The organism is Pseudomonas sp. GW822-FHT02G04 (assembly GCF_058802085.1).
Genome location: NZ_JBXANU010000015.1, coordinates 95,571 through 116,962 on the forward strand (window position 1 = coordinate 95,571; position 21,392 = coordinate 116,962).

Below are 21,392 nucleotides of genomic sequence, written 5' to 3' on the forward strand. Positions count from 1 at the left end.
GCAATGGATCCACAACTCTTTGGCTACATTTCCGTTTCGGTGGAAAAGTGGCAAAAAATCGCGCCTCTCTTTGCGGTAGGGATGACCGTACTATATATAATTTATATTTGCACGGTCACAGAATCGCTCTCCATAATCAGAAACCGAATATCTGATCTAATTGGCAACAAACACTCATTTAATCATGACAAGCTAAAAAGACATCAACAACAAGAGCTAGACCTAGATTACTTCAATTTCAAATTTAAGTTGAATGTCAAAACACCTTATGCGATGGACAAATTAATCGCTTGGGCAGAACGATCCGGCATACGACTGAATGAGATCAAAAGAGCGCGCCCTTATTTCGATCCAACAGAGCAGATCTTTAAAATTTCGCAGCCGAAATTTGTAAAAACGTTCGTTGCAATAGTCCTGCTTTTTTCCGTTCTAATTTTTTTCGCCATTCACACCCCCAATGCTGCCTTATTTAAAGTAAATAAAACCGGCCAATGGTTTTGGGTTGCCAATAGCCATGCTTTCTCTTTCACCTCTTATCTTCCGCAATCATTTCATGTATCTGACTCCTGGAAAATGAGCGCAGGCAATTGCTTGCTGGATAATACGGCAGCGCCATTATCCGATGACTGGGATAAAAAAGTTATATGCTACCTTCTGCTCGACAACAAGAAAGGGCACGTGGAGAAAACCATCAGAGAGCAGAAAATTCTGGCATGGACCATTTCGCTCCCTTTGCTCCTCGTGCCTCTTGCTGTACTGCAGGGAAGTCGCAGGCGGCGATACGCAATAGAGTTTCAAAGACGCAGCCAGAAAAAGCTCCGCTTTGGTGATAGTCCTCTTCCAGAATATGCAAGGTATTATTACGACTAGGCCAAGTGCTTCAGGTGATAGTCATGCCTGACGGAACGAGAGCTCGCTATTGCCTGTTCACCGGCAGCGTATGGAGATGGGGGAAAAAGGTGACGGATTTATTTATCAGCAAACAGCTAAGTCGGTCACGACTCGACCAAATCCCAGGTACAAAAAAAACGGCTATCAAGGCCGTTTTTTCTAATCCATCCCAGCGCCTTATCCGGATTCGCCGAAAAATCCTTCCTCGCCTGCACCCATCTCTCGATCCTCAAACGCAGAACGCACGGCCTCCACGACTCGTTCCGCCATGCGCTCATCTTCAAGCTGCGGGTACCCTTTCTTTAGCTTGCCGGAAACCACCCAGCCGTTCTCCTTGATGGAGCGGATGATGCGGTTCGCATCCAGGTCAGGCATTTCCAGTACCTCTTTCAGCTGTTCCTGAGCTCGCTGAAAGATCACCAGTACTCTGGCTTCATCCGCCATTTCCTTTCGAATCGTGTGCTCGACGACACGTGCGGTGTACAGGACGTGTTCGGTCAGATCGGGATAGCGCCAGGCGAAACACGCGTCCTTGTATTCATCGAAGATGAAGTTGCTGCGAGTCCCGTCCTCGTAGGTCGCGAGTTCGCCGAACCGATAGGCCGCTGCGTAACGTCGCATGAACGGGCGTGAGAACACTTCGAGCGTGCGGTCGTAGCCGGCCCTGAAGTCGATCGAGCTCGTGATTGTGGCTGACACCGGCAGTATCACGCCGTCGGGCACTGCCTTATCCCGAATCAGGGTGTCGTTGATCAGGAAACGATGAATCCGGCCATTGCCATCGCGCATGGGATGGATGTACACGAAGCCAAAGGCCAACACAGCGGCACGTGCCAATGATTCCGCGCCACGCGTTGCAACTTCAAACTCGTTGAGTCCTGCCAATAGCTGAGCGAGATCCGCGAAATGTGGGGCAATGTAATGCACGATGTCCTCGCGCATCGTGGCTTGTCCCACAAACACCGGAGAGCGCCGCAGGCCCAGTCCAATGGCATCACGCCCCAGAATGCCGGCTTGCAGGGAGTGCAGGCTGTCGTTGCTCAACGGGTCTTTGATATGTCCGCAGTATTGGGCGATGACATGGGCAAACCGCTGGATGCGATCGGCCTGGTCGGCTTCCTTTTCGATGAGAAAGCTTGCGCGCGATTCCTTGAACGTCAGCCAACTGGCGGTACGCATCAGGATGTCGGGGCCAAAGGCCTGATCCAATTCATCCAATGCCTCGCGTAGATCGAATTGCAGGGCCTCCTGCACTGGCGCCGTACGGCGAACCAAGGGGCAGAATCCAGCCGTCCCCGGCAGGTTGTTATTGACTCGCCAACGCCGCGTTCGCAGTGCCTCGTGACGAGTCAGGTAATCCGTTGGCGAAAGTACATCAACATAGCCGCCATTGGTCACGTCTGGCACATCCAGACGTTGCCCTGTCAGCCATTCGTAGAGGAATCCCGTGCGACGGGCGTATTGGCCGAATGGCTCCCGTCGACACCAGTCTTCGACAGGCTGCGGACCTATGGCCGCAAACAGGCGGGCGAAGAACTCGAGATGGATCTCTTCGTACTTGAGGCCGAATTCGAAATGCCCTGCGAAATCGTCTGCGGGCCGATAGCTTGCCGGATACCGGTTCTCCACATTGCCGTCACTTTCGCGACTGACACGTACAGTGCCGATCATCGAGTCAACTCGTAGAGGCTGTGCCAGTGCGATGTCGTAACGGTTTGCGAGGGTCTTGAAACCGACTTGCATTGACGAAATCCTTTACTGGGGCAAGAAAAACGCTAACAGAACATCGATCATATGCGAAAACGCTAATTTCCGTAGATATGAAAATATTAACGCTTGATGAAATTCGATAATAAATCCGTCTTTTTCAAAAAAAACGCTAACGGATTTCAGGATAGTCGCTAACGCCCCGAGAGCACTTACTCATCGATCAGCGGACAACGGACGAAAAAGGGGAGATGCCTCAGAGCCCGATCCCACCAAATCCCAGGCACAAAAAAACCGGCCATCAAGGCCGGTTTTTTCTTTACCTGCATCCCCCGTCAAAAAACGACGTGAGACTGAAATCTGATTGGAGCGGGTGAAGGGAATCGAACCCTCGTTATCAGCTTGGGAAGCTGGAGTAATGCCATTATACGACACCCGCTCAGAGCGGCTGACTTTGTACCAGATGTGAGCGCGGATTTGAAGTTTTTCTTTATGCGCGATGGCTTTAGCGCCGGGTGAAACACACGCAGAGACCGCGTTACGGTCATTCGCGGGCAAGCCTCGCTCCTACAGGACTGGGCTTGCTCGCGATGACTCTGTTTCAGATTGCCAATGCATGGTGGTCCTGGACGTAGTGGTAACGCGGCCGGCTTTCGTGTTGCGCCGGTTTCAGGAAGCCCAGCAGTGCGTTGCGGCTGTCTTGGCAGGCAGTTTTATGTTCCATGTCGAGAAAGTGGCCGGTGGCCTGAAGGGTGGTGAAGGTGCTGTGCTGCACATGGCCGGCGAACAGCCTGGCATCGTCGGCAGCGGTGTACTCGTCCCACTCGCCGTTCATGAACAGCACCGGCACGTTGATTTTCTTTGCCGTGTTCAGATAGCAGTTGCGATCGCTGTTGAGCACGTCGCTGATGTGAAAGTGCATCTGCCCGTATTCATGTTCGGCCAACGAACTGACGTGACGGTGGTTGAAGCGCTTGAACAGCGAAGGCAGGTGCTTGCCGATGGTGCTGTTCACCAAGTGACCGACGCGGTCACCGTCCCGGTTGCCGAGGTAATCGACACCGCGCTGAAGGTAGTCGAGCATGTGCTCGTTGACCACCGGCGAGAACGAACTGATCACAGCCTTTTCGATACGCCGTGGCCGGTGGGCGAGGGCGACGAGCGTGGCGGCGCCACCAAAGGAAAACGACAGTACGTGTTCGGCGGCGAAGTGGTCGATCAACTCCAGGAGGATCTGCCCTTCGATTTCCTTGGTCAGCATTTTCTCATGCAGGTTGTGAGCCTTGGACTTGCCCGCGTAGGGCTGGTCGTAGCACACCACATTGAACTGCGGATAAAGGTTTTTCACGGTTTGGGCAAACGACGCAGTCGTGGACATCGAGCCGTTGACCAGAATGATGGTCTTTTCTGCGGCGTCTGCGCGATAGAACTCCGTGTAAACCCGATACTGACCCTGTATATCCAGCACAGCGATTTCTGGCCTCATGACATAAGACTCCTGGCAAGCGGGTATGCGCGCAAATCAGATTGCACGAGCTTTGTGACAGGTAGGCATACGCCTGGAATTTTTGAAGGCCCATGTCGATCCATTGCAGGCCGGTCGACGGGTATTGTTATAAGCGGGCAGTTTGCCGGGGGAAGGCGGAACCTGAGGGTTCTCTGCCGGCAAAAAGTTTCTTAGAGTAGTTTTGGTGACTCGTCGGTCACGTTTCGCGCCGACGTCCTGATTCAAGCAGGGGTCACGTCATCGCGCAAGTATCTTTCGAAAAATGTTCGACAACTTCTGCTGAGCGGTCGTCTGCTTAGATCAATCGGATCTCTTCGACGCTCAGCGGCCGGTATTCGCCGGGCTTCAACGCGTCGTCGAGCAGCAGCGGCCCCATGCGCTCGCGGTGCAGGCGCAACACCTTGTTGTCGAAGTGGCCGAACATCCGCTTTACCTGGTGATAACGGCCCTCGACGATGCTCAGACGCGCCGATTTTGCCCCGAGCAAGACCAGTTCGGCAGGTTGGGTGGTGAGGTCTTCGAAGGCGAAGTACAGGCCTTTGGCGAACGTGATCGCGTAGTCGGCAGTGATTTCCTGCTCTGTCTCGACGTAGTAGACCTTGGGCAGTTTGGTCTGCGGCTGGGTCAGGCGTCGCGACCAGGTGCCGTCGTTGGTGATCAGCATCAGGCCGGTGGTGTTGAAGTCCAGGCGACCGGCAATATGCAGGTCATCCTTGTCCGCTTCATGGATCAGGTCGAGCACCGTCGGGTGTTGCGGGTCGCGGGTGGCGCTGACGCAGCCGGGCGGTTTGTGCAGCATAAAGTAGCGGGCCGGTTTGCCGATTTGCAGCACTTCGTCGTCGACTTCCACGCGGCTGAACTCAAGCACCTCGGCGTGAGGGTCGCTGACGATAGTTCCGTCGACCCTGACGCGCTTTTCCACCAGCAACAGGCGTACCTGCTTGCGGTTGAAGCGGGGCAGGTTGCTGAGGAAACGGTCAACGCGCATGGCCAGGGATCGGTGGGAAAAGGGCTGCGTATCTTACGTGATCGACCAGGCGGCTGCTTGCAACTGCGTTTCGACCCGGGCGCAGGCCGGGCACAGGCAGGACTTGTCGCGCAGCTCGACGGGCAGGGCTTGGAGCACCGCCGGGTCAATGCTGACGCCGTAGCACCAGCAGGCACGATCGACAGTTCGCGGGTCAGCCAGGCTGCAGTCGTTGGAGGCGCCGCAGGCCGGGCAGAGGTCAGGCTTATTCATGAAAGGGGCATTCGGTAATGGCCGGTTTGCTTGGCCCGAGCTGCGCATGATCGTCCCGCAAGCCACCATGTGCAAGCTAACGCCTGCACATTCCTGAAGGAGTCTTGCCGGCGATCAGGCGATTAACCCAGGCTTTTCAAATACGCACGCCATCCGCCCAAATGACTGATCTCCACTGCCCCCTCCAGCCCATACGGCTCACAGATAAACCCGCTCTCCCAACGGCCATCTGCCAGTTGCACCTTGCCCAACCCCAACGGTGCAGGAATCCCGGTCAGGAACGAACCCAGCTCACTGCTCGGCAATTCCCATACTTCCACCGCAATCGCCACGCCGCCCTCTTTAACGCGGACCATACCGGGACGATACGGTGGGCCGCCGGCCAGGGCATACAGCTGATAGTCGGGAGAACTCTGGGTGATTTCGACCAGCCGGGCTCCGCGCTGCTTGAGCTGCCAGTTCAGCGCCAGCCCCTCCAGGTGCGCGCCGCAGACCACCAGCCGTGCCCGGTCATTGCGCGCGATGGCAGCCGGTACGGGTGAAGCCAGGCCCTGCTGACGTTGCAGGGCATCCGCCACGCTCAGCAGATACTGATCGGTAAACGCGCGACCAAACAAGGTCACGCCCCATGGCAAACCATTGCCCATCAATCCGCTGGGCACGGCGACGGCAGCGTAATCGAGCAGGTTCATGAAGTTGGTGTAGTAGCCCAGTTCCGAGTTACGCAGCACCGGTTCGGCGGCAAGTTCCGCCAGCGTCACCGGACGGCCGATGGTTGGCGTCAGCACGCAGTCCAGTCCCTCCAATGCTCTGTCGCACAGCGCCTTCAAGGCTTGCAGCCGGTAGTGGGCACGGAAGGTTTGTACGCCGGTCACCGCCGGGGCCTTGGCCAGCACGGCACGAATCACCGGCAGCACGGCTTGAGGATTTTGCTCCATCAATTCTCCGGCCACGCTGTAACGCTCGGCCACCCATGGCCCTTCGTAGAGCAACCGCGCCGCTTCAAGGAAGGGCGACAAATCCAGTTCGACCGCTTCACCGCCCATGGCTTTGAGCTGGTCGATGGCATCACCGAACAACAACGGGCCTTCAGGACAGCCGAAGAACGCCAGGTCCTGCGCACGGGGCACACCGAAACGAAACGCGCGCGGCGTACCGAAGGCCGAGCCGTCATTCCACAGCGGGTTGCTGCGGCTGTATTCGTCCCGTGGATCGAGATGAGCTGTGAGTGCCAACAACTGACTGGCTTCCCGGGCCGTGGCCGTAAAGGTCGTGACGCAATCGAGCGTGCGACAGGCCGGAACCACCCCGGCCGTGGAGATCAGCCCTTTGGTGGCTTTCAAACCGACCAGATTGTTCAGTGCCGCCGGTACGCGCCCGGAACCTGCGGTGTCCGTGCCTAGGGCAAAACTCGCCACGCCGAGCGCCACCGCCAGTGAAGACCCAGCGCTGGAACCGCCCGACGGATACTCCGGCAACACGCTGTTCGGGCAAGCGCCATACGGCGAGCGGCTGCCGTTGAGGCCGGTGGCGAACTGGTCGAGATTGGTCTTGCCCAGCGGGATCGCGCCCAGCGCCAGCAGTTGCTCGACGATGGTCGCCGAACGTTCCGGCACATAGGCAAACGCCGGGCACGCCGCCGTGGTCGGAATGCCTGCCAGATCGATATTGTCCTTGATCGCGAACGGCACGCCGTACAGCGGCAGACTGCCTGGGTCACGACCGTCGAGGGCGGCGAGGTACGGTTCCAGTTCCTCGATGCTGAGTAAATGGATGAACAGGTGATAGTCCGGGTTCAGCGCTGCGGCTTTTTTCCGCAGGTTCGGCAGCAGTTGCCGAGGCGTTGTGTGGCCGTCACGGTAAGCACTGCGCAGGGCGTCGAGTTGCAGATTGATGTTCATGGTTCAGATCCTTGTTGAAATGGCTTCAGTCGAGTTCCAGCACCACGACGCGCTGTCCGGCGCGCACTGCCGAGCCCGGTTGCACACGAATCTCGCGCACCACACCGGCCATGGGCGCGAGCAGCGGGATTTCCATCTTCATCGACTCCAGAATCACCAGCACATCACCGGCGACCACTTGGCTGCCGACCTCCACCTGAACCTGCCAGAGGTTGCCGGCGATGTGGCTGTCGATGCTCTGCTGACCGTCGGCCAACAGCGCCTCTTCGGTCACTTGCGGCGCCGGTTCTTCACTGTCGAAATGCGCCTGGCCGCTGGCGATCCAGCGTTCGCGTTCGGCGTTGAATGCACCTTTTTGCTGATCCCGAAACGCGGCAATGCTGTTGGCTTCCTTCGCCAGAAACGCCTGGTAATCCGCCAGGTTCAATTGACTGTGCTCGATGTTCAGAGCGAAGCGCCCGAGCGGGAAATCCCGTCGAATGCGCAGCAGTTCATCGGCGCTTACCGGGTAGAAGCGGATCTGATCGAAGAACCGCAGCAGCCACGGTTTGCCATCGAACGCGGCGACCTCGCGGTAGCGATTCCACATCTGCAGGGTGCGGCCGACGAACTGATAACCACCGGGGCCTTCCATGCCGTACACGCACATATAGGCGCCACCGATGCCCACCGAGTTTTCGGCGGTCCAGGTGCGGGCCGGGTTGTATTTGGTGGTGACCAGACGATGCCGTGGGTCGAGCGGGGTGGCGACCGGAGCGCCGAGGTAGACATCGCCCAGCCCCATCACCAGATAGCTGGCGTCGAACACCGTGCGCTGCACTTTGTCGAGGTTCGGCAGGTCGTTGATGCGGCGGATGAACTCCAGGTTGCTCGGGCACCATGGGGCGTCCTTGCGCACGGTGGTCATGTATTTCTCGATGGCCAACTGGCAAGCCGGGTCATCCCAGGACAGCGGCAGGTGCACGATGCGCGAGGGAACCTGCAAGTCTTTGGCGGCGCACACAGCGTCCCACTCACCGGCGACGATGCCCAGCAGATCGGCAAGCGGCAGTTGCTCCGGTTGGTAATGCACCTGCAGCGAACGGATGCCCGGCGTCAGGTCGATCACACCGTGCAGGTGTTTGCTTTCCAATGCCTGCATCAGCGCGTGGGCGCGAAAGCGCAGGACCAGGTCCAGCTCCGGTGCGCCGATTTCCAGTAACAGGTGAGTATCCCCCGACAACCGGGCGACCAACCGTGTATCTCCCCGGCCGATATCCAGCATCACAGGCGACACAACCCCCTGTGGGCTTGCCTGCGATGAAGTTGATGCGGTGTCTGATCGGGCCTCATCGCAGGCAAGCCAGCTCCCACAGGAATCCCATTTCAAGGCGAGGTTACGGGCGGTCTCGAGATCGACCGGTTGGAACTGCACCTTGTCTCCAGCCTTCAGTTGCCCGAGCTGCCAAAGATCCGCTTCGATCACCGTCACCGGGCAGACAAACCCACCGAGGCTCGGACCATCGGGACCGAGGATCACCGGCATATCACCGGTGAAATCCACCGCGCCAATGGCGTACGGGTTGTCGTGAATGTTCGACGGATGCAACCCGGCTTCCCCCCCATCGGCCCGCACCCATTCCGGCTTCGGCCCGATCAGGCGCACACCGGTGCGGCTGGAGTTGAAATGCACTTCCCATTGGGTGGCGAAGAAGGTGCCGATGTAGTGTTCGGTGAAGTATTCCGGCGCGCCATGCGGGCCGTAGATCACTCGGATTTGCCGCACCGCCGGTAACTCGGTGACCTGTTCGTCAGGCAATTGAATACCCGCGCTACGGTCGATCAAGGCTGGTGCATGCAACACGTCCCCGGCACGCAACGCACGACCGCCATGGCCACCGAACTGACCGAGGGTGAAGGTGCTTTTGCTGCCCAGATAATCCGGCACTTGCAGGCCGCCGCGCAGGCACAGATAGCTGCGAGCGCCTGCACCGGCGATTGTGCCGAGATGCACTGTGGCACCGGCCGGAATCAGCAGCGCGGTGTTCATCGGTGCCGCTTCGCCGTTCAGCGTCAATGGAATCTGCGCACCGGTCACCGCCACAACCGCATCACAATTGAAGCGCAGCATCGGCCCGCTCATGGTGATTTCCAGGGCCGCTGCGCCTTTATCGTTACCCAGTAAAAGATTACCCAAACGCAATGCACGACTGTCCATCGGCCCCGACGGCGGCACGCCGACCGCCCAGTAACCGAGACGCCCCGGATAATCCTGAACGCTGGTCTGGGTGCCGGCGCTGATCACCTCAAAGGTATTGGCCCGATAGACCAAGCCTTCCAGGCAACGGGTCCACGGCTGGCCGCTGGTAAAGGGTACATCGAGCAGAATCTGCCGCAGGTAATCGCGGTTGGTTTCCACCCCGTACAGCAGGCTGTCGCCCAAGGTTTGAAGCAGATCGGCGCGGGCTTCTTCGCGAGTCGGCGCCCAGCGGATGACCTTGGCAATCATCGGGTCGAAGTACGGCGGGATCTCGCAACCGGCCTCGACCCACGTGTCGATGCGCAGGTGTTTGCCATCGGCGACGGGGAAATTTACCGCCGTCAGCAGGCCGGGGCTCGGTTGAAAATCCCGCCCCGGATCTTCGGCGTAGAGCCTTGCCTGGATCGCGTGGCCGTCGGCTTTCAAGCCTTGGCTCAATGCGTTCAATGGCGGTAAATCTCCGGCCGCCAGTTCCACCATCCAGCGCACCAGGTCCACGCCCCACACTTGCTCGGTGACACCGTGCTCTACCTGTAAACGGGTGTTCACTTCAAGAAAATAGAAACGCTGGGCGTCACTGTCGAAGACGAACTCCACGGTGCCGGCGCTGCGGTAATTCACTGCCTTGGCGAGTTTGATCGCAGCAAGGCAGAGCGCTTCGGCCATGCCGTCGGGCAGGTTGGGTGCCGGGGTTTCTTCGAGGACTTTCTGGTTGCGCCGCTGTACCGAGCAGTCGCGCACGCCGAGGGCAATCACCTCGCCCTGGCCATCGCCGAACACCTGCACTTCCAGATGCCGGGCGCGCTGGATGTACTTCTCGATGAACACTCCGGCGTCGCTGAAGTTGTTCTGACCGAGGCGTTTGACGGCGTCGAAGGATTCGCTCAATTCGGCGGCGCTGCGGCACGCGCGCATACCGATGCCGCCACCGCCGGCGGTGCTTTTGAGCATCACTGGGTAGCCGACCTGTTCGCCGGCGATCAATGCTGCATCAAGGCTGTCGAGCAGTTCGGTGCCTTCGAGCATCGGCACGCCGTGTTGTTTTGCCAGGGCGCGGGCGGTGTGTTTGAGGCCAAACACGCGCAGTTGTTCGGGCGTGGGGCCGATGAAGGCGATATCGGCGGCTTCGCAGGCCTCGGCGAACGCGGCGTTTTCCGAGAGGAAACCGTAGCCGGGATGGATCGCTGTAGCGCCGGTGGATTTGGCGATGGCGAGGATTTTGTCCACGGCAAGATAAGTGCCGGCCGCCGCGCCTTCGCCCAAGCTATGGGCTTCATCGGCTTGCAGGATATGCAGGCTGGCGGCATCGGCTTCGGAGTAAACGGCGACGCCCTTGACCTGCAACTCTCGCAGGGTACGCAGGATGCGGCAGGCAATGGCGCCACGGTTGGCGATGAGGACTTTTTCGAACATGGCATAACCCCTGGAGGCGATAGCGCATCAGCCTCGACCTGGGATGCGGGCCGTCCCGCAGTTTTTCGAGATGCACCCGGGCCGTCCCGGATGAACAAAATTCACGCTTTTTTGTGGCGAGGGAGCTTGTCGGATCGCCGCACCGTCCCGCTCGGCTGCGCAGCAGTCGCAAAACCTGCTGCTGTGGTCCGTCAGACATAGCGCGATAGCAGGGTTTGGGGCCGCTTCGCGACCCAGCGGGAGCAAGCTCCCTCGCCACAGGGATCAGCGTTGTTTGAGGCACTGGCCGGAGCGGGCCTGACACAAGGCAAACAACCACCGCCGCAAACTCGCGAGTTTCAGTTCCATACCAAAAGCTCCGCAGGCGTGGGGTTGTAGGCGTTGCACGGGTTATTCAGTTGCGGGCAGTTGGAGATCAGCACGATCACGTCCATCTCGGCGCGCAGGTCGACGTATTTGCCGGGCGCTGAAATTCCGTCTTCAAACGTCAGCCCGCCATCGGCCGTCACCGGCACATTCATGAAGAAATTGATGTTCGGCCCGATGTCGCCCTTGCCCAGTCGTCCGTCATGCACGCAGGCGCGCAGGTAGTTGTCGCGGCAGCTGTGCATGTAGCGTTTCTCCAGCGCGTAACGCACGGTGTTGCTCTCTTGCGCACAGGCACCGCCGAGGGTGTCGTGACGCCCGCAGGTGTCTTCGACGATGGTCAGCATTGGCTTGCCGAGGTTGGAATAGAGCACGCTGCCGGTGCTCAGGTAGACGCTGTTCTGCCGACGCAACGTGCGCTGCACGTCATAGCGTTCCTTGGGATTGGCAAGGCTGTAAAACAGAGTGTCGACCGCCTGATTGCCTTCCAGGTCGAGGATACGCAGGGTCTGGCCAGCCTTGACCTCCATCAGCCAGGGTTCGCCGGCCGGGATAGTGGCGCGGTAGACCGCAGCTTCTGGTTGCCTGCTTGTGGTAATAGCAGCAGTAGAGATAGCAAGTGACATGGCAGCGATCCTCAGGCGAACAGACGGTCGGTGTTGATGAAGCCGCGCTCGTTTTCCGGGCGCGAGGTGCGGCAGTGTTCGGCGACACTGGCATCTGCGTTCATCCAGCTCAGCTTCAGCGGTTTCGGTGCGTATGCCGGCGACGGATCCATCGGGTGTTGCAGCGCGGTGAGTACCACCAGGGTGTCCATCGGCGCGTACAGCTCGATGTAATCGCCAGCCTTGGAGTTGCCTTCGACGAAGTGGAAACGCCCAGCCTCATCGACGTTCACCCGGCTGAACAGGTTGAGCGTCATCAGCAGGTCGGACAGGCCCAAACCCCACTTGCCCAGCTCCACCAACAAGTTGTCGGTGCCGTTGCGGAAGAAGCCGTTGCGCAGTTCCTGATAGCGGCCCTGGCCATATTTTTGTGCGACTTCTTCAGCGCAGAGCACACCGCCGAGGCTGTCGCTCCAGCCACAGGTGTCGGCGGTGATGGCCGCCAGCACGCGGCCCATGTCCGAGTACAGGCAGTGGCCGCTGGTGAGCTTGGCGGTGTGTTGGCATTTGAGGCTGTCGGGCAGGTTCAGGCGTTCGGTTTTTTCGTTGGCGTTGAGCAGCGTCAGGCTGACGTTGGCACCGCCGCGCAGGTCGGTCAGGCGCAGTAATTGGCCGCGTTTCAGGACGAATGAACGATGGCCGCCGCCGGGGAGCATTTCTTCAGCGAACGGCGGGAACAGTTGGGTCGAGTCAGTCATGTGCAAATTCCTCTAAGCGATGCGAAGCGTGCCTGCCAACTGAGCCGGCAGGGCGTCGACGGCGGCACGGTTGGCGCGGCGGTCGCTGTTCAAAGGGATGTCGTAGGTGATGCGCGCGCCATAGGCGCCGGGGGCGTGCGGGTCGACGCGGACCTTGTCGAACACCAGCAAACGGGTGCCGAGACTGAAACCTTCGGACAGGTCGTGAGTGACCATGAACACCGTCAGTTGCGTCTCGCGCCACAGCTCCAGCAGCAGGCCGTGCATGTCTTTGCGGATGCCCGGATCGAGGGCGCCGAACGGTTCGTCGAGGAGCAAGACCCGCGGCTTCATGATCAATGCCTGGGCAATCGCCAGCCGTTGCTGCATGCCACCGGAGAGTTGCGCCGGGTACTTGTCCAGCGAGTGACCGAGACCGACTTTGTGCAGCAACACTGAGGCGTGTTCGCGTGCCTCTTTTTTAGCGCTGCCGAACAACCGCCCGAGTAAAGGCGAGCGCGGCAGTTCGAGGCCGAGGGCGACGTTGTCCAGCACGGTCAGGTGCGGGAACACCGAGTAGCGCTGGAACACCACGCCACGGCTCGAATCCGGTTCGCCAGCCAGCGCCTGACCGTCCAACAGAATCTCGCCGCGACTGGTGCGTTCCTGGCCGAGCAATAGCCGCAGGAAGGTCGACTTGCCGCAACCCGACGCGCCGACCAAGGTGCAGAACTCACCTTCGTTGACGCTCAGGTTCAGCCCTTCAAGCACCACTTGATCGGCGTATTGCTGCCAGACGTTTTTCACTGTGATGAAGCTCATGCCCGCGCCCCTTCATAACTCATTTGGAGGCACCGTGGTGCCAGGGAAAGGCCCGTTGGGTCAGGCGCTTGAGGCCCCAGTCCATCAGCCAGGCGAGCAGGGTGATCCACACCACGTAGGGCAGAATCACGTCCATCGCCAGGTAGCGGCGCACCAGGAAGATCCGATAACCCAAACCGTCCGTGGAGGCGATGGCTTCTGCGGCGATCAAAAACAACCACGCCGAGCCGAGCATCAATCGCAACGAGATCAGCAGGCGCGGCAGCAATTGCGGCAGCACCACACGCAACATCAAGGTCCAGGTCGAGGCACCAAGCGTCTGCGCCTTGATCAGCAATTCCACAGGAATTTCCCGGGCGCGCTGTTCCAGGTCACGGGCCAGGCACGGGGTGATGCCGATCACGATCAGCATCACTTTCGACAACTCCCCCAACCCGAACACGATGAACAGAATCGGCAGGATCGCCAGCGGCGGCACCATCGACAGCACCGTCAGCACGGGCGACAACGGTGCGCCAAACAGCGGCAGCGTACCGGCGGCGATGCCCAGGCACAGCCCGGCCAACGCACTGATGCCGAGGCCGATGGCCAACCGCCGCAGGCTGGAGGCGGTGTCTTGCCAGAGCAGGTATTCACCGGTGCGGGTGTCGGCGGTGAAGGCCAGGCGCTTCACCGCGTCGGTCATCTGCACGGCACTGGGCAGCAGTTTGTCGTTGGGGTTGTCCATCAGCCGTTCGGCCGAGCCCATGAAGTAGGCGAACAGCACCAGGGCGAACGGCAGGATCACCAACAGCAGGCGACTCGGGCGATCCGGGTGGCGATTGATCAGGCGCATGGCCAGCTCCTCCTGTCTTACAGCTTGGCGTCGGCGGCCATCTGCACGTAAGTCGGGTCGAAGCGCAGCTTGAGGTTGCCTTTATCGCCGCTGGTCACGCCATTGGCGAAGGCCATGCCGATGGCGCTGGTGTCTTTGGCGCCTTCACCCAGCAAGCCGTGCTGGAACGAGAACTCGGCGACCTTGCGCATGGTGTCGGGCAGTTGCTTGCTGGTGGAGAACGCCAGGGCTTCTTTGGGCGTGGCGAACAGTTTGGTGGTGTCGAGTTGCGCCTGGAAACCCGCCAGGTCAGTGCCCGAGGCTTTGGCCATGTGTTCGAGCGCGGCTTGGCTGGCGGCGTTTTTCGCGTTCATCAACTCGACCACTTCGAACCAGGCGCCGGTCAGGGCTTTACCCAGGGCCGGGTTGTCTTTGAGGGTGGTGCTGTTGACCACCATCATGTCCATGATTTCGCCGGGGATCTGGCTGGAATTGAACACTTCGGTCACCGCAGGCTTGGCCTTGATGTCCGAGAGCATCGGGTTCCAGGTGGTGACGGCATTGACCTGTTCGGTGTTGAACGCGGCGGAGATGTCGGCGTCGGAGGTGTTGACCACTTTCAGGTCTTTCTCGGTGAGGTCTACCGAGTCCAGAGCGCGGGCCAACAGGTAATGGGAAACAGACAGCTCAACCAGATTGACGTCCATGCCTTTGAGGTCAGCGACTTTCTTGCCTTCGCCTTTAAGCACGATGCCGTCGTTGCCGTTGGAGAAGTCGCTGACGATCAGCGCCGTGCTGTCGACGCCACCGGCCGCCGGAATGGTCAGAGCGTCCATGTTGGTCATGGTGCAGCCGTCGAACTGGCCTGCGGTGTATTGGTTGATGGATTCGACGTAGTCGTTGAGCTGCACCACATCAATCTTGATGCCGTACTTTTTCGCCCATTTGTCGACGATGCCCTGGCTGCCGGCATATTCCCAGGGCATCCAGCCGGCGTAGATAGTCCAGCAGACGCTGAAATGATCTTTCTGTGCGGCGTGGGACGAGACGCTCACGAGGGCTGCAAAAGCAGCGGCGAGCAGGGCGGGTAAACGAAGTCGGGACATGGGATGGTTCTCCAGTTGATCAAGGGCGGACAGGAAGGCAGCGGCACCGCGAACGGTGGCTTGTCTCCCGGGCTTTTGTCCCGCCGTGTAACCTCAACTGGAGGTCGCCAACTCTCGGACCAGCCACTCGCGATTGCGAGCCGGAACCCTAGTCAGCCATTGCAAATTGTGGTGCCGCGAACCTGTGATGACTCCTGCACGCCTTTGGTTAAGCGAGAGCCGTGCCAAGTTGGCTTGAGTGCTCTGGCTGGGGCATGGAAGGGTGGGGGAGATCAATGGGACAGGGCGCTTTGCCTTGTCATGGTGCGTTGCGCATGGGCATGCACCGTAGAAGGACGGCTAGCCGCTGATCTGAAGGTCGATGCGGTCTGGCACTCGGTGTCGGTTTTAAAGTCAAAACAGGTGTGACTCGACTGCCGTTGCAGGTCTTTCAGGAGGCCTCCATGTTCTGTCAGAAAAAGCTCCGCCAAATACTGCTCAGTGTGTTTCTTGGTTTGGGTCTGTCCGGGTGTTACTACTACGTAGGTCCTGCCGATGTTTATTCGGCGCCTTATTACTACCCTGGGTATTACTCGCCTTACTATTACGGCGGCTATTACGGGCCGCGTGTTTACGGTGGCTATCGCTATTATTACTACGGTGGACACGGACCGGGTCATTACGGCGGTGGATACAATCGCTGGCACCATTAATCAGCTCATGAATATAACGGCGCGTCCGGCTTGCGGAGGCGCCGTTTTCTTTTGCGCAGGATGAAAAACCTTTCATCGGCTACTTGTTTCAACGTGTTGCAGAAACGCACCAGATCCCGATTTCACTGTCTGATCTTTCGACAGTCGCCGAACAATTGACTGTCGCCTGCCAGCGTCGCTGGTATGGCTCACTCGCGGTCCAGGAGGCCGCCATGCTCTGTCGAAAACAACTCCGCCAAATTCTGCTGATTGTTCTATCGGGATTGTCTCTTGGTGCGTGCGTGCCCTATTCCGATGGAGGAGACAGCTACTACCGTTCCGAGGTCTACACGTCCCCAGCACCGTATTATTCCGGTGGCGGGTCTTACTACTCCGATGGTGGTTACTACTCAGCCCCGCGCAGGTATTACTCACCGCCTGCACGGTATTACCAGCTATCGCCGCGTTATTACTACCAGCCGCGGGTTTATCAACCGGCACCGCGCTATTACGACTACCGCGGCAACCAGAATCGCGGATGGGACCGTCATGACCGCGGTGGTTGGGATGGTCGTCGCGACGGTTGGGGCGGCCATAGTCGCGGCAACTGGAACGATGATTCTCGTGGCCACAGTGGGCGGGATCACCGTGGCGGAAGAGGCGATCATGGTGACAACGATGGCCGAGGCGGCCGTCGCTAATTCCTCAATAAAAAGCGGCGCATGAAGCGCCGCTTTTTTGTGCCCGGATTTCAGTATTCCGACAGATCGGCCAGAGGGTGCCGACCTTCCCAGACCTTGTGAAAATGCGCTTCTACCGCCGCCTCCGGCACCGTGTTGATATCCGGCCAGTGCCAGTGAGGTTTCTGGTCCTTGTCGATCAACCGCGCACGCACGCCCTCGCTGAACTCCGGATGACGGCAGCAATTGAGGCTCATGGTGTATTCCATCTGAAAGACTTGAGCCAGCGACAGGTGCCGGGCGCGAGCGATCTGTTCCCATACCAGATGAGCGGTCAGGGGCGAGCCTTCAGTCATGGTCCTGGCAGCACGGCTGAGCAGCAAGTCGGGGTGATCGCGTAACAGGCTGATGGCCTTCCAGGCACAATGGACATCGCTGACATCCAGCAGCTCGTCGATGTGCTGGCGTCGTGGCAACCATTGCGCTTCGGGCATTTTTACCAGCGCTTCCTGCTGCAAGGCCTTGAGCAGACTGTTGAGCTGCATGGCGGTCTGTTCCTGCCAGTTCAATTGCAGCAAGCCTTCGATCAGCTCTTGCTGTTGTTCATCGAGCAAAAAGCGATCGGCGAGGTCCAGATCGATCGCATCGCGACCGTTCATCTGGGCGCCGGTCAGGCCGAGAAACAACCCGAGCTTGCCGGGCAATCGCGACAGAAACCAACTGGCGCCGACGTCCGGGTACAAGCCGATGCCAATCTCCGGCATCGCCAACCGGCTGCTCGGTGTGACAATCCGGATGCTTGCCCCTTGCAGCAGCCCCATGCCGCCGCCCAGCACGTAACCATGCCCCCAGCAGATTAACGGTTTCGGGTAGGTGTGCAGATTGAAGTCGAGGCGATATTCTGCCGCAAAGAAGTGTGCAGCCAGCGGCGGCACTTCTCCGGGATGGGCGCGACACGCCTCCACCAGACTGCGTACTTCACCGCCGGCGCAAAAAGCCTTGGCGCCATTGCCGCGCAGCAGCACGCACACGATCTGTGGTTCCTTGGCCCAGACGTCCAGTTGATCGCGCAAGGCGTTGATCATCGGCAAGGAGAGGGCGTTGAGGGACTTCTCGGCATCCAGGCTGGCGATGCCGATGCGTGCGCCGTCGGTGCCGGTGAGTTCTTCGAAGTGCAGATTCATCGTGACCTCGATCGGGAATTTGAGCGTTCAGTATGATCGCTCTATAGGAAAGTGCCGGATCTGTGTCAGATCAATTGACAAGCGTGATGGGCTTTCCTAGGGTTCGCCCCATTGTTTTTGCCGGATGTAACCATGACTGCTGACGACCGTATCAAACTCGAACCGAGCTGGAAGGAGGCCCTGCGTGCCGAATTCGACCAGCCTTACATGGCAGAGTTGCGCACATTCCTGCAACAGGAGCGCGCGGCGGGCAAGGAGATCTATCCGCCGGGACCGTTGATTTTCAACGCGCTCAATTCCACGCCGCTGGACAAGGTCAAGGTGGTCATCCTCGGACAGGATCCATACCACGGCCCCGGCCAGGCCCATGGGTTGTGCTTCTCGGTGCAGCCGGGCGTACCGGCGCCGCCGTCGCTGGTGAACATCTATAAAGAATTGAAACGTGACCTGAACATCGACATCCCCAACCATGGCTACCTGCAGAGTTGGGCGGAGCAGGGCGTGTTGATGCTCAACACCACCATGACCGTGGAGCGGGCGAATGCCAACGCCCATGCGGGCAAGGGCTGGCAGTATTTTACCGACCGGATTATCGAAGTGGTCAGCGAACACCAGCCACATCTGGTGTTCCTGCTGTGGGGCGCGCATGCCCAGAGCAAGCAGAAACTCATCGATGCCACCAAACACCTGGTGCTGACCTCGGTCCACCCGTCGCCGCTGTCCGCCTATCGCGGTTTCCTCGGCTGCGGGCATTTCAGTCGGGCGAACAAGTTTCTGGAACAGAATGGCGAGACGCCGATTGAGTGGCGCTTGCCGCCGGTCTGAAGATTGTGGCGAGGGGGCTGATCGTTCCCACGCTCTGCGTGGGAATGCAGCCAGGGACGCTCCGCGTCCCATCAAAAGCCGAACGCGGAGCGTCCGTTGAGGCATCCCCACGCAGAGCGTGGGAACGATACGGTGTCAGGGCTGCTCAGGTTTCTGGTTCCAATACCTGAACAACGGCTCCGCCAAAAACAATACGAACAACAGCCGCATCACCTGCATCGCCGTCACCAGCGGTACCGATAGTTGCAGGGTCTCAGCCGTCAAACTCATCTCGACAATCCCGCCGGGCATCATGCCCAGTGTCAGCGAACGCAGATCCAGATGGGTCAATGCACTCAACCCCAGCGCCGCCAGCGTGGCGATCAACATGGTCAATACTGTGCCGATCAGGGTCCGGCCCATGAAGGACGGTGCTCGGCGGAAGAACTGTCGATTGAAATGGCAACCCAATCCGCTGCCGATCAGCCACTGGCCGATCTGACTGCCGCCGTTGGGCAGGCCGATGTGCAGGTCCCAACCAATGCTCACCGCCGCACTCACCAGCAACGGCCCGAACAGCCAGGGGTTGGGTTGACGCAGGCGCTCCCAGATCCAGGCGGCCAGGGCGCCCGCCGGGAACAGAAAGGCCAGCCACCACCAGTTGACGGTCGCTGCATGCAAGACCGGCGCACCGCCGCCCAACAGATACTTGAACGCCGCCGGCACACACAGCACCACCACCAGCACCCGCAAGCTTTGCCCCGCCGCGACACGGCTTAGCACCGCGCCGTTGCGAGCGCCGAGGTTGACCATCTCCCCGGAGCCGCCGGGCATGCTGGAAAAGAACGCGGTGGCGCGATCTTCACCGGTACGCCGCATCAACCAGACCCCGACCACCGCGGACAGGCTGGTGACCAACGCACCGAAGAAGATCAGACCGAAGTGGCTCAGCACCTGCTCCATCACCACCGGGGTGAAGTGCAGGCCGATGCCGATACCGACGACCCACTGGCCGCATTTACGGCCGCCAGGGATTTCCGCCAATTGCCAGGGTGTCAGGCAGCGCACCAGGATGATCGCCAGCAACGAGCCGACCATCCACGGTAGCGGCCAGCCGATCTGGCTGGCGAGGTAACCGCCCAGCAGACCGACCAGCGGTGTTCCCCACCAGGCTTTGAAAGGTGTTCGGTCAGACATCGGCGATAGCGCGCCGGGCGACCGAACGTTTGCGCCAGATGCGCAGCAGTGGCATCAGCAACATGATTGCAGTCAGCACCCAGCAACCGAACGTGATCGGGCTCGACCAGAGGATTTCCAGAGCACCGTTGGAAATCGACAGCGCGCGACGCAGGTTCTGCTCCATCAGACCGCCCAGGATGAAGCCCAGCAGCACTGGCGACAACGGGAAGTCCAGCTTGCGCAAGATGTAGCCGAAGATGCCGATGCCGATCATCAGGAACAGGTCGAAGGTTGTAGCGTGTACTGCGTAGACGCCGATCCCGGTGATGATCGCAATCACTGGCACCAGTGCCCAGTTCGGCACGGCGAGGATGCGGGTGAAGACGCGGATCATCGGGATGTTGAGGATCACCAGCATCACGTTGGCGATGAACAACGACGCGATCAGGCCCCAGACGATGTCTGGCTGCTGCTGGAACAACAGTGGACCCGGGGTGATGTTGTACAGCGACAGTGCGCCGATCATCACTGCCGTGGTACCCGAACCCGGAACACCGAGGGTCAGCATCGGCACCAGGGCACCGCAGGCTGCGCCACCGATGGCGGTTTCCGGAGCCGCGAGGCCACGCATGTCGCCTTGTCCGAAAGTGCCCTTGGCACCGGCGATACGTTTCTCGGTCATGTAGGCCACAGCGCTGGCCAGCGTCGCGCCGGCACCCGGCAACACGCCCATGATGAAGCCCAGCAAACCGCAACGGATGTTCACCACGAACACCGCCGAAGCTTCCTTGAAGTTGAACATCATGCGCCCGGTGGCTTTCACCGCTTCCTGGCCACGGTGGGTTTTTTCCAGCAGCAAGAGGATTTCGCTGATGGAGAACAGGCCCAATACCAGCACGACGAACTGAATGCCGTCTGTCAGATGAATGTTATCCCCGGTGAAACGGTATACGCCGCTGTTGGCATCGATCCCGACGCTCGACAGAAACAGACCGATCAGCGCAGCAATGAATGTCTTCAGCGGTCGGTCGCCGGCCATGCCGCCGAGACAGACAATCGCAAACACCATCAGCACGAAATACTCCGCTGGCCCGAAGGCAATCGCCCATTTCGCCAGCAACGGGGCGAACAGCACCATGCCGCAAGTCGCGATGAACGCGCCGATGAACGAACTCCACGCCGACAGCGACAGCGCCACACCCGCCAGGCCCTTGCGGGCCATCGGGTAGCCGTCGAGGGTGGTCATGACGGTGGAGGCTTCGCCCGGAATGTTCAGCAGGATCGAGCTGATCCGGCCGCCGTATTCGCAACCCAGGTACACCGCCGCCAGCAGAATCAACGCCGACTCCGGTGGCAGACCGAGGGCGAATGCGATCGGAATCAGCAACGCCACGCCGTTGATCGGCCCCAGCCCCGGCAGCAGCCCGACGACGGTGCCGATCAAGGTGCCGCACAGCGCGGTCACCAGGTTGTACGGGCTCAGCGCAACGCCGAAGCCCTGACCCAAATAGCCAAGAGTATCCATA

Annotated in this window: 18 protein-coding genes, 1 tRNA gene and 1 riboswitch; of the genes, 4 read left to right on the forward strand and 15 right to left on the reverse strand. The window is 59.7% G+C overall.

Annotated elements, in window-relative coordinates; translation table 11 throughout:
* The first annotated feature begins 3 nt into the window (after nt 1-3).
* Nucleotides 4-870: a DUF6216 family protein gene (locus tag AC1RO5_RS19115; RefSeq protein WP_493176951.1), complete on the forward strand. Its 867-nt coding sequence runs from the start codon at nt 4-6 to the stop codon at nt 868-870.
* Between the two features lie 198 nt (nt 871-1,068).
* On the opposite strand, the gene AC1RO5_RS19120 is transcribed toward AC1RO5_RS19115, so the two are convergent.
* The 12 genes from AC1RO5_RS19120 to AC1RO5_RS19175 all read right to left on the reverse strand — a co-directional run bounded on the left by AC1RO5_RS19120 (nt 1,069) and on the right by AC1RO5_RS19175 (nt 15,348).
* The gene (locus AC1RO5_RS19120; protein WP_493176952.1) at nt 1,069-2,634 is read right to left on the reverse strand and encodes a Fic family protein; all 1,566 of its coding nucleotides are present in this window, start codon (nt 2,632-2,634) and stop codon (nt 1,069-1,071) included.
* A 329-nt stretch (nt 2,635-2,963) separates the two neighbouring features.
* Nucleotides 2,964-3,037, reverse strand: a tRNA-Gly gene (locus AC1RO5_RS19125).
* A 162-nt stretch (nt 3,038-3,199) separates the two neighbouring features.
* Entirely contained in the window at nt 3,200-4,084 is an 885-nt protein-coding gene (locus tag AC1RO5_RS19130) for an alpha/beta fold hydrolase (RefSeq protein WP_413696402.1), read from the reverse strand.
* A 316-nt stretch (nt 4,085-4,400) separates the two neighbouring features.
* Entirely contained in the window at nt 4,401-5,093 is a 693-nt protein-coding gene (locus AC1RO5_RS19135) for a pseudouridine synthase (protein ID WP_493176953.1), read from the reverse strand.
* 33 nt (nt 5,094-5,126) lie between these two features.
* A complete protein-coding gene (locus AC1RO5_RS19140; protein ID WP_026345689.1) occupies nt 5,127-5,345 on the reverse strand; it encodes a cysteine-rich CWC family protein in 219 nt (72 codons plus the stop codon).
* A gap of 122 nt (nt 5,346-5,467) precedes the next feature.
* The gene (gene atzF, locus AC1RO5_RS19145; protein ID WP_493176954.1) at nt 5,468-7,246 is read right to left on the reverse strand and encodes an allophanate hydrolase; all 1,779 of its coding nucleotides are present in this window, start codon (nt 7,244-7,246) and stop codon (nt 5,468-5,470) included.
* 25 nt (nt 7,247-7,271) lie between these two features.
* Nucleotides 7,272-10,898: an urea carboxylase gene (gene uca / locus AC1RO5_RS19150; protein ID WP_493176955.1), complete on the reverse strand. Its 3,627-nt coding sequence runs from the start codon at nt 10,896-10,898 to the stop codon at nt 7,272-7,274.
* A 338-nt stretch (nt 10,899-11,236) separates the two neighbouring features.
* A complete protein-coding gene (locus tag AC1RO5_RS19155) occupies nt 11,237-11,890 on the reverse strand; it encodes an urea amidolyase associated protein UAAP2 (RefSeq protein WP_493176957.1) in 654 nt (217 codons plus the stop codon).
* Nucleotides 11,891-11,901: 11 nt separating this feature from the next.
* Complete coding sequence (locus AC1RO5_RS19160) at nt 11,902-12,627, reverse strand: urea amidolyase associated protein UAAP1 (protein WP_493176959.1); 726 nt, start codon at nt 12,625-12,627, stop codon at nt 11,902-11,904.
* A 12-nt stretch (nt 12,628-12,639) separates the two neighbouring features.
* Nucleotides 12,640-13,428, reverse strand: a complete 789-nt coding sequence (locus AC1RO5_RS19165; protein WP_493176961.1) for an ABC transporter ATP-binding protein — start codon at nt 13,426-13,428, stop codon at nt 12,640-12,642.
* 19 nt (nt 13,429-13,447) lie between these two features.
* The gene (locus AC1RO5_RS19170; RefSeq protein ID WP_493176963.1) at nt 13,448-14,263 is read right to left on the reverse strand and encodes an ABC transporter permease; all 816 of its coding nucleotides are present in this window, start codon (nt 14,261-14,263) and stop codon (nt 13,448-13,450) included.
* A gap of 17 nt (nt 14,264-14,280) precedes the next feature.
* Complete coding sequence (locus tag AC1RO5_RS19175; RefSeq protein ID WP_493176965.1) at nt 14,281-15,348, reverse strand: putative urea ABC transporter substrate-binding protein; 1,068 nt, start codon at nt 15,346-15,348, stop codon at nt 14,281-14,283.
* A 62-nt stretch (nt 15,349-15,410) separates the two neighbouring features.
* Nucleotides 15,411-15,511: riboswitch (guanidine-I (ykkC/yxkD leader) on the reverse strand.
* A gap of 280 nt (nt 15,512-15,791) precedes the next feature.
* Here AC1RO5_RS19175 and AC1RO5_RS19180 point away from each other — a divergent pair.
* Together AC1RO5_RS19180 and AC1RO5_RS19185 are read left to right on the forward strand one after the other, a co-directional pair.
* Complete coding sequence (locus tag AC1RO5_RS19180) at nt 15,792-16,040, forward strand: hypothetical protein (protein WP_007941422.1); 249 nt, start codon at nt 15,792-15,794, stop codon at nt 16,038-16,040.
* Nucleotides 16,041-16,252: 212 nt separating this feature from the next.
* Nucleotides 16,253-16,720: a hypothetical protein gene (locus AC1RO5_RS19185; RefSeq protein WP_493176967.1), complete on the forward strand. Its 468-nt coding sequence runs from the start codon at nt 16,253-16,255 to the stop codon at nt 16,718-16,720.
* 50 nt (nt 16,721-16,770) lie between these two features.
* On the opposite strand, the gene dspII is transcribed toward AC1RO5_RS19185, so the two are convergent.
* Nucleotides 16,771-17,883, reverse strand: a complete 1,113-nt coding sequence (gene dspII / locus AC1RO5_RS19190; RefSeq protein ID WP_493176968.1) for an enoyl-CoA hydratase/isomerase DspII — start codon at nt 17,881-17,883, stop codon at nt 16,771-16,773.
* A gap of 132 nt (nt 17,884-18,015) precedes the next feature.
* Here dspII and ung point away from each other — a divergent pair, with 132 nt between their 5' ends.
* Nucleotides 18,016-18,708 carry a uracil-DNA glycosylase gene (gene ung, locus AC1RO5_RS19195; RefSeq protein ID WP_007941426.1) on the forward strand — a complete coding sequence of 231 codons (693 nt, stop codon included), beginning with the start codon at nt 18,016-18,018 and terminating at the stop codon, nt 18,706-18,708.
* Nucleotides 18,709-18,843: 135 nt separating this feature from the next.
* Here ung and AC1RO5_RS19200 read toward each other — a convergent pair whose 3' ends face one another.
* Nucleotides 18,844-19,884 (reverse strand): AbrB family transcriptional regulator, encoded by a 1,041-nt coding sequence (locus AC1RO5_RS19200; RefSeq protein ID WP_493176970.1) that lies wholly within the window; start codon nt 19,882-19,884, stop codon nt 18,844-18,846.
* Nucleotides 19,877-21,391 carry a tripartite tricarboxylate transporter permease gene (locus tag AC1RO5_RS19205; RefSeq protein ID WP_007941428.1) on the reverse strand — a complete coding sequence of 505 codons (1,515 nt, stop codon included), beginning with the start codon at nt 21,389-21,391 and terminating at the stop codon, nt 19,877-19,879. The genes AC1RO5_RS19200 and AC1RO5_RS19205 overlap by 8 nt, the downstream gene beginning before the upstream one ends.
* Between the last annotated feature and the right edge of the window lies 1 nt (nt 21,392).

Coding starts and splice junctions, on each gene's coding strand:
- AC1RO5_RS19115 (WP_493176951.1), top strand. CDS start 4: ATGGATCCACAACTCTTTGGCTACATTTCCGTTTCGGTGGAAAAGTGG.
- AC1RO5_RS19120 (WP_493176952.1), bottom strand. CDS start 2,634: ATGCAAGTCGGTTTCAAGACCCTCGCAAACCGTTACGACATCGCACTG.
- AC1RO5_RS19130 (WP_413696402.1), bottom strand. CDS start 4,084: ATGAGGCCAGAAATCGCTGTGCTGGATATACAGGGTCAGTATCGGGTT.
- AC1RO5_RS19135 (WP_493176953.1), bottom strand. CDS start 5,093: ATGCGCGTTGACCGTTTCCTCAGCAACCTGCCCCGCTTCAACCGCAAG.
- AC1RO5_RS19140 (WP_026345689.1), bottom strand. CDS start 5,345: ATGAATAAGCCTGACCTCTGCCCGGCCTGCGGCGCCTCCAACGACTGC.
- atzF (WP_493176954.1), bottom strand. CDS start 7,246: ATGAACATCAATCTGCAACTCGACGCCCTGCGCAGTGCTTACCGTGAC.
- uca (WP_493176955.1), bottom strand. CDS start 10,898: ATGTTCGAAAAAGTCCTCATCGCCAACCGTGGCGCCATTGCCTGCCGC.
- AC1RO5_RS19155 (WP_493176957.1), bottom strand. CDS start 11,890: ATGTCACTTGCTATCTCTACTGCTGCTATTACCACAAGCAGGCAACCA.
- AC1RO5_RS19160 (WP_493176959.1), bottom strand. CDS start 12,627: ATGACTGACTCGACCCAACTGTTCCCGCCGTTCGCTGAAGAAATGCTC.
- AC1RO5_RS19165 (WP_493176961.1), bottom strand. CDS start 13,428: ATGAGCTTCATCACAGTGAAAAACGTCTGGCAGCAATACGCCGATCAA.
- AC1RO5_RS19170 (WP_493176963.1), bottom strand. CDS start 14,263: ATGCGCCTGATCAATCGCCACCCGGATCGCCCGAGTCGCCTGCTGTTG.
- AC1RO5_RS19175 (WP_493176965.1), bottom strand. CDS start 15,348: ATGTCCCGACTTCGTTTACCCGCCCTGCTCGCCGCTGCTTTTGCAGCC.
- AC1RO5_RS19180 (WP_007941422.1), top strand. CDS start 15,792: ATGTTCTGTCAGAAAAAGCTCCGCCAAATACTGCTCAGTGTGTTTCTT.
- AC1RO5_RS19185 (WP_493176967.1), top strand. CDS start 16,253: ATGCTCTGTCGAAAACAACTCCGCCAAATTCTGCTGATTGTTCTATCG.
- dspII (WP_493176968.1), bottom strand. CDS start 17,883: ATGAATCTGCACTTCGAAGAACTCACCGGCACCGACGGCGCACGCATC.
- ung (WP_007941426.1), top strand. CDS start 18,016: ATGACTGCTGACGACCGTATCAAACTCGAACCGAGCTGGAAGGAGGCC.
- AC1RO5_RS19200 (WP_493176970.1), bottom strand. CDS start 19,884: ATGTCTGACCGAACACCTTTCAAAGCCTGGTGGGGAACACCGCTGGTC.
- AC1RO5_RS19205 (WP_007941428.1), bottom strand. CDS start 21,391: ATGGATACTCTTGGCTATTTGGGTCAGGGCTTCGGCGTTGCGCTGAGC.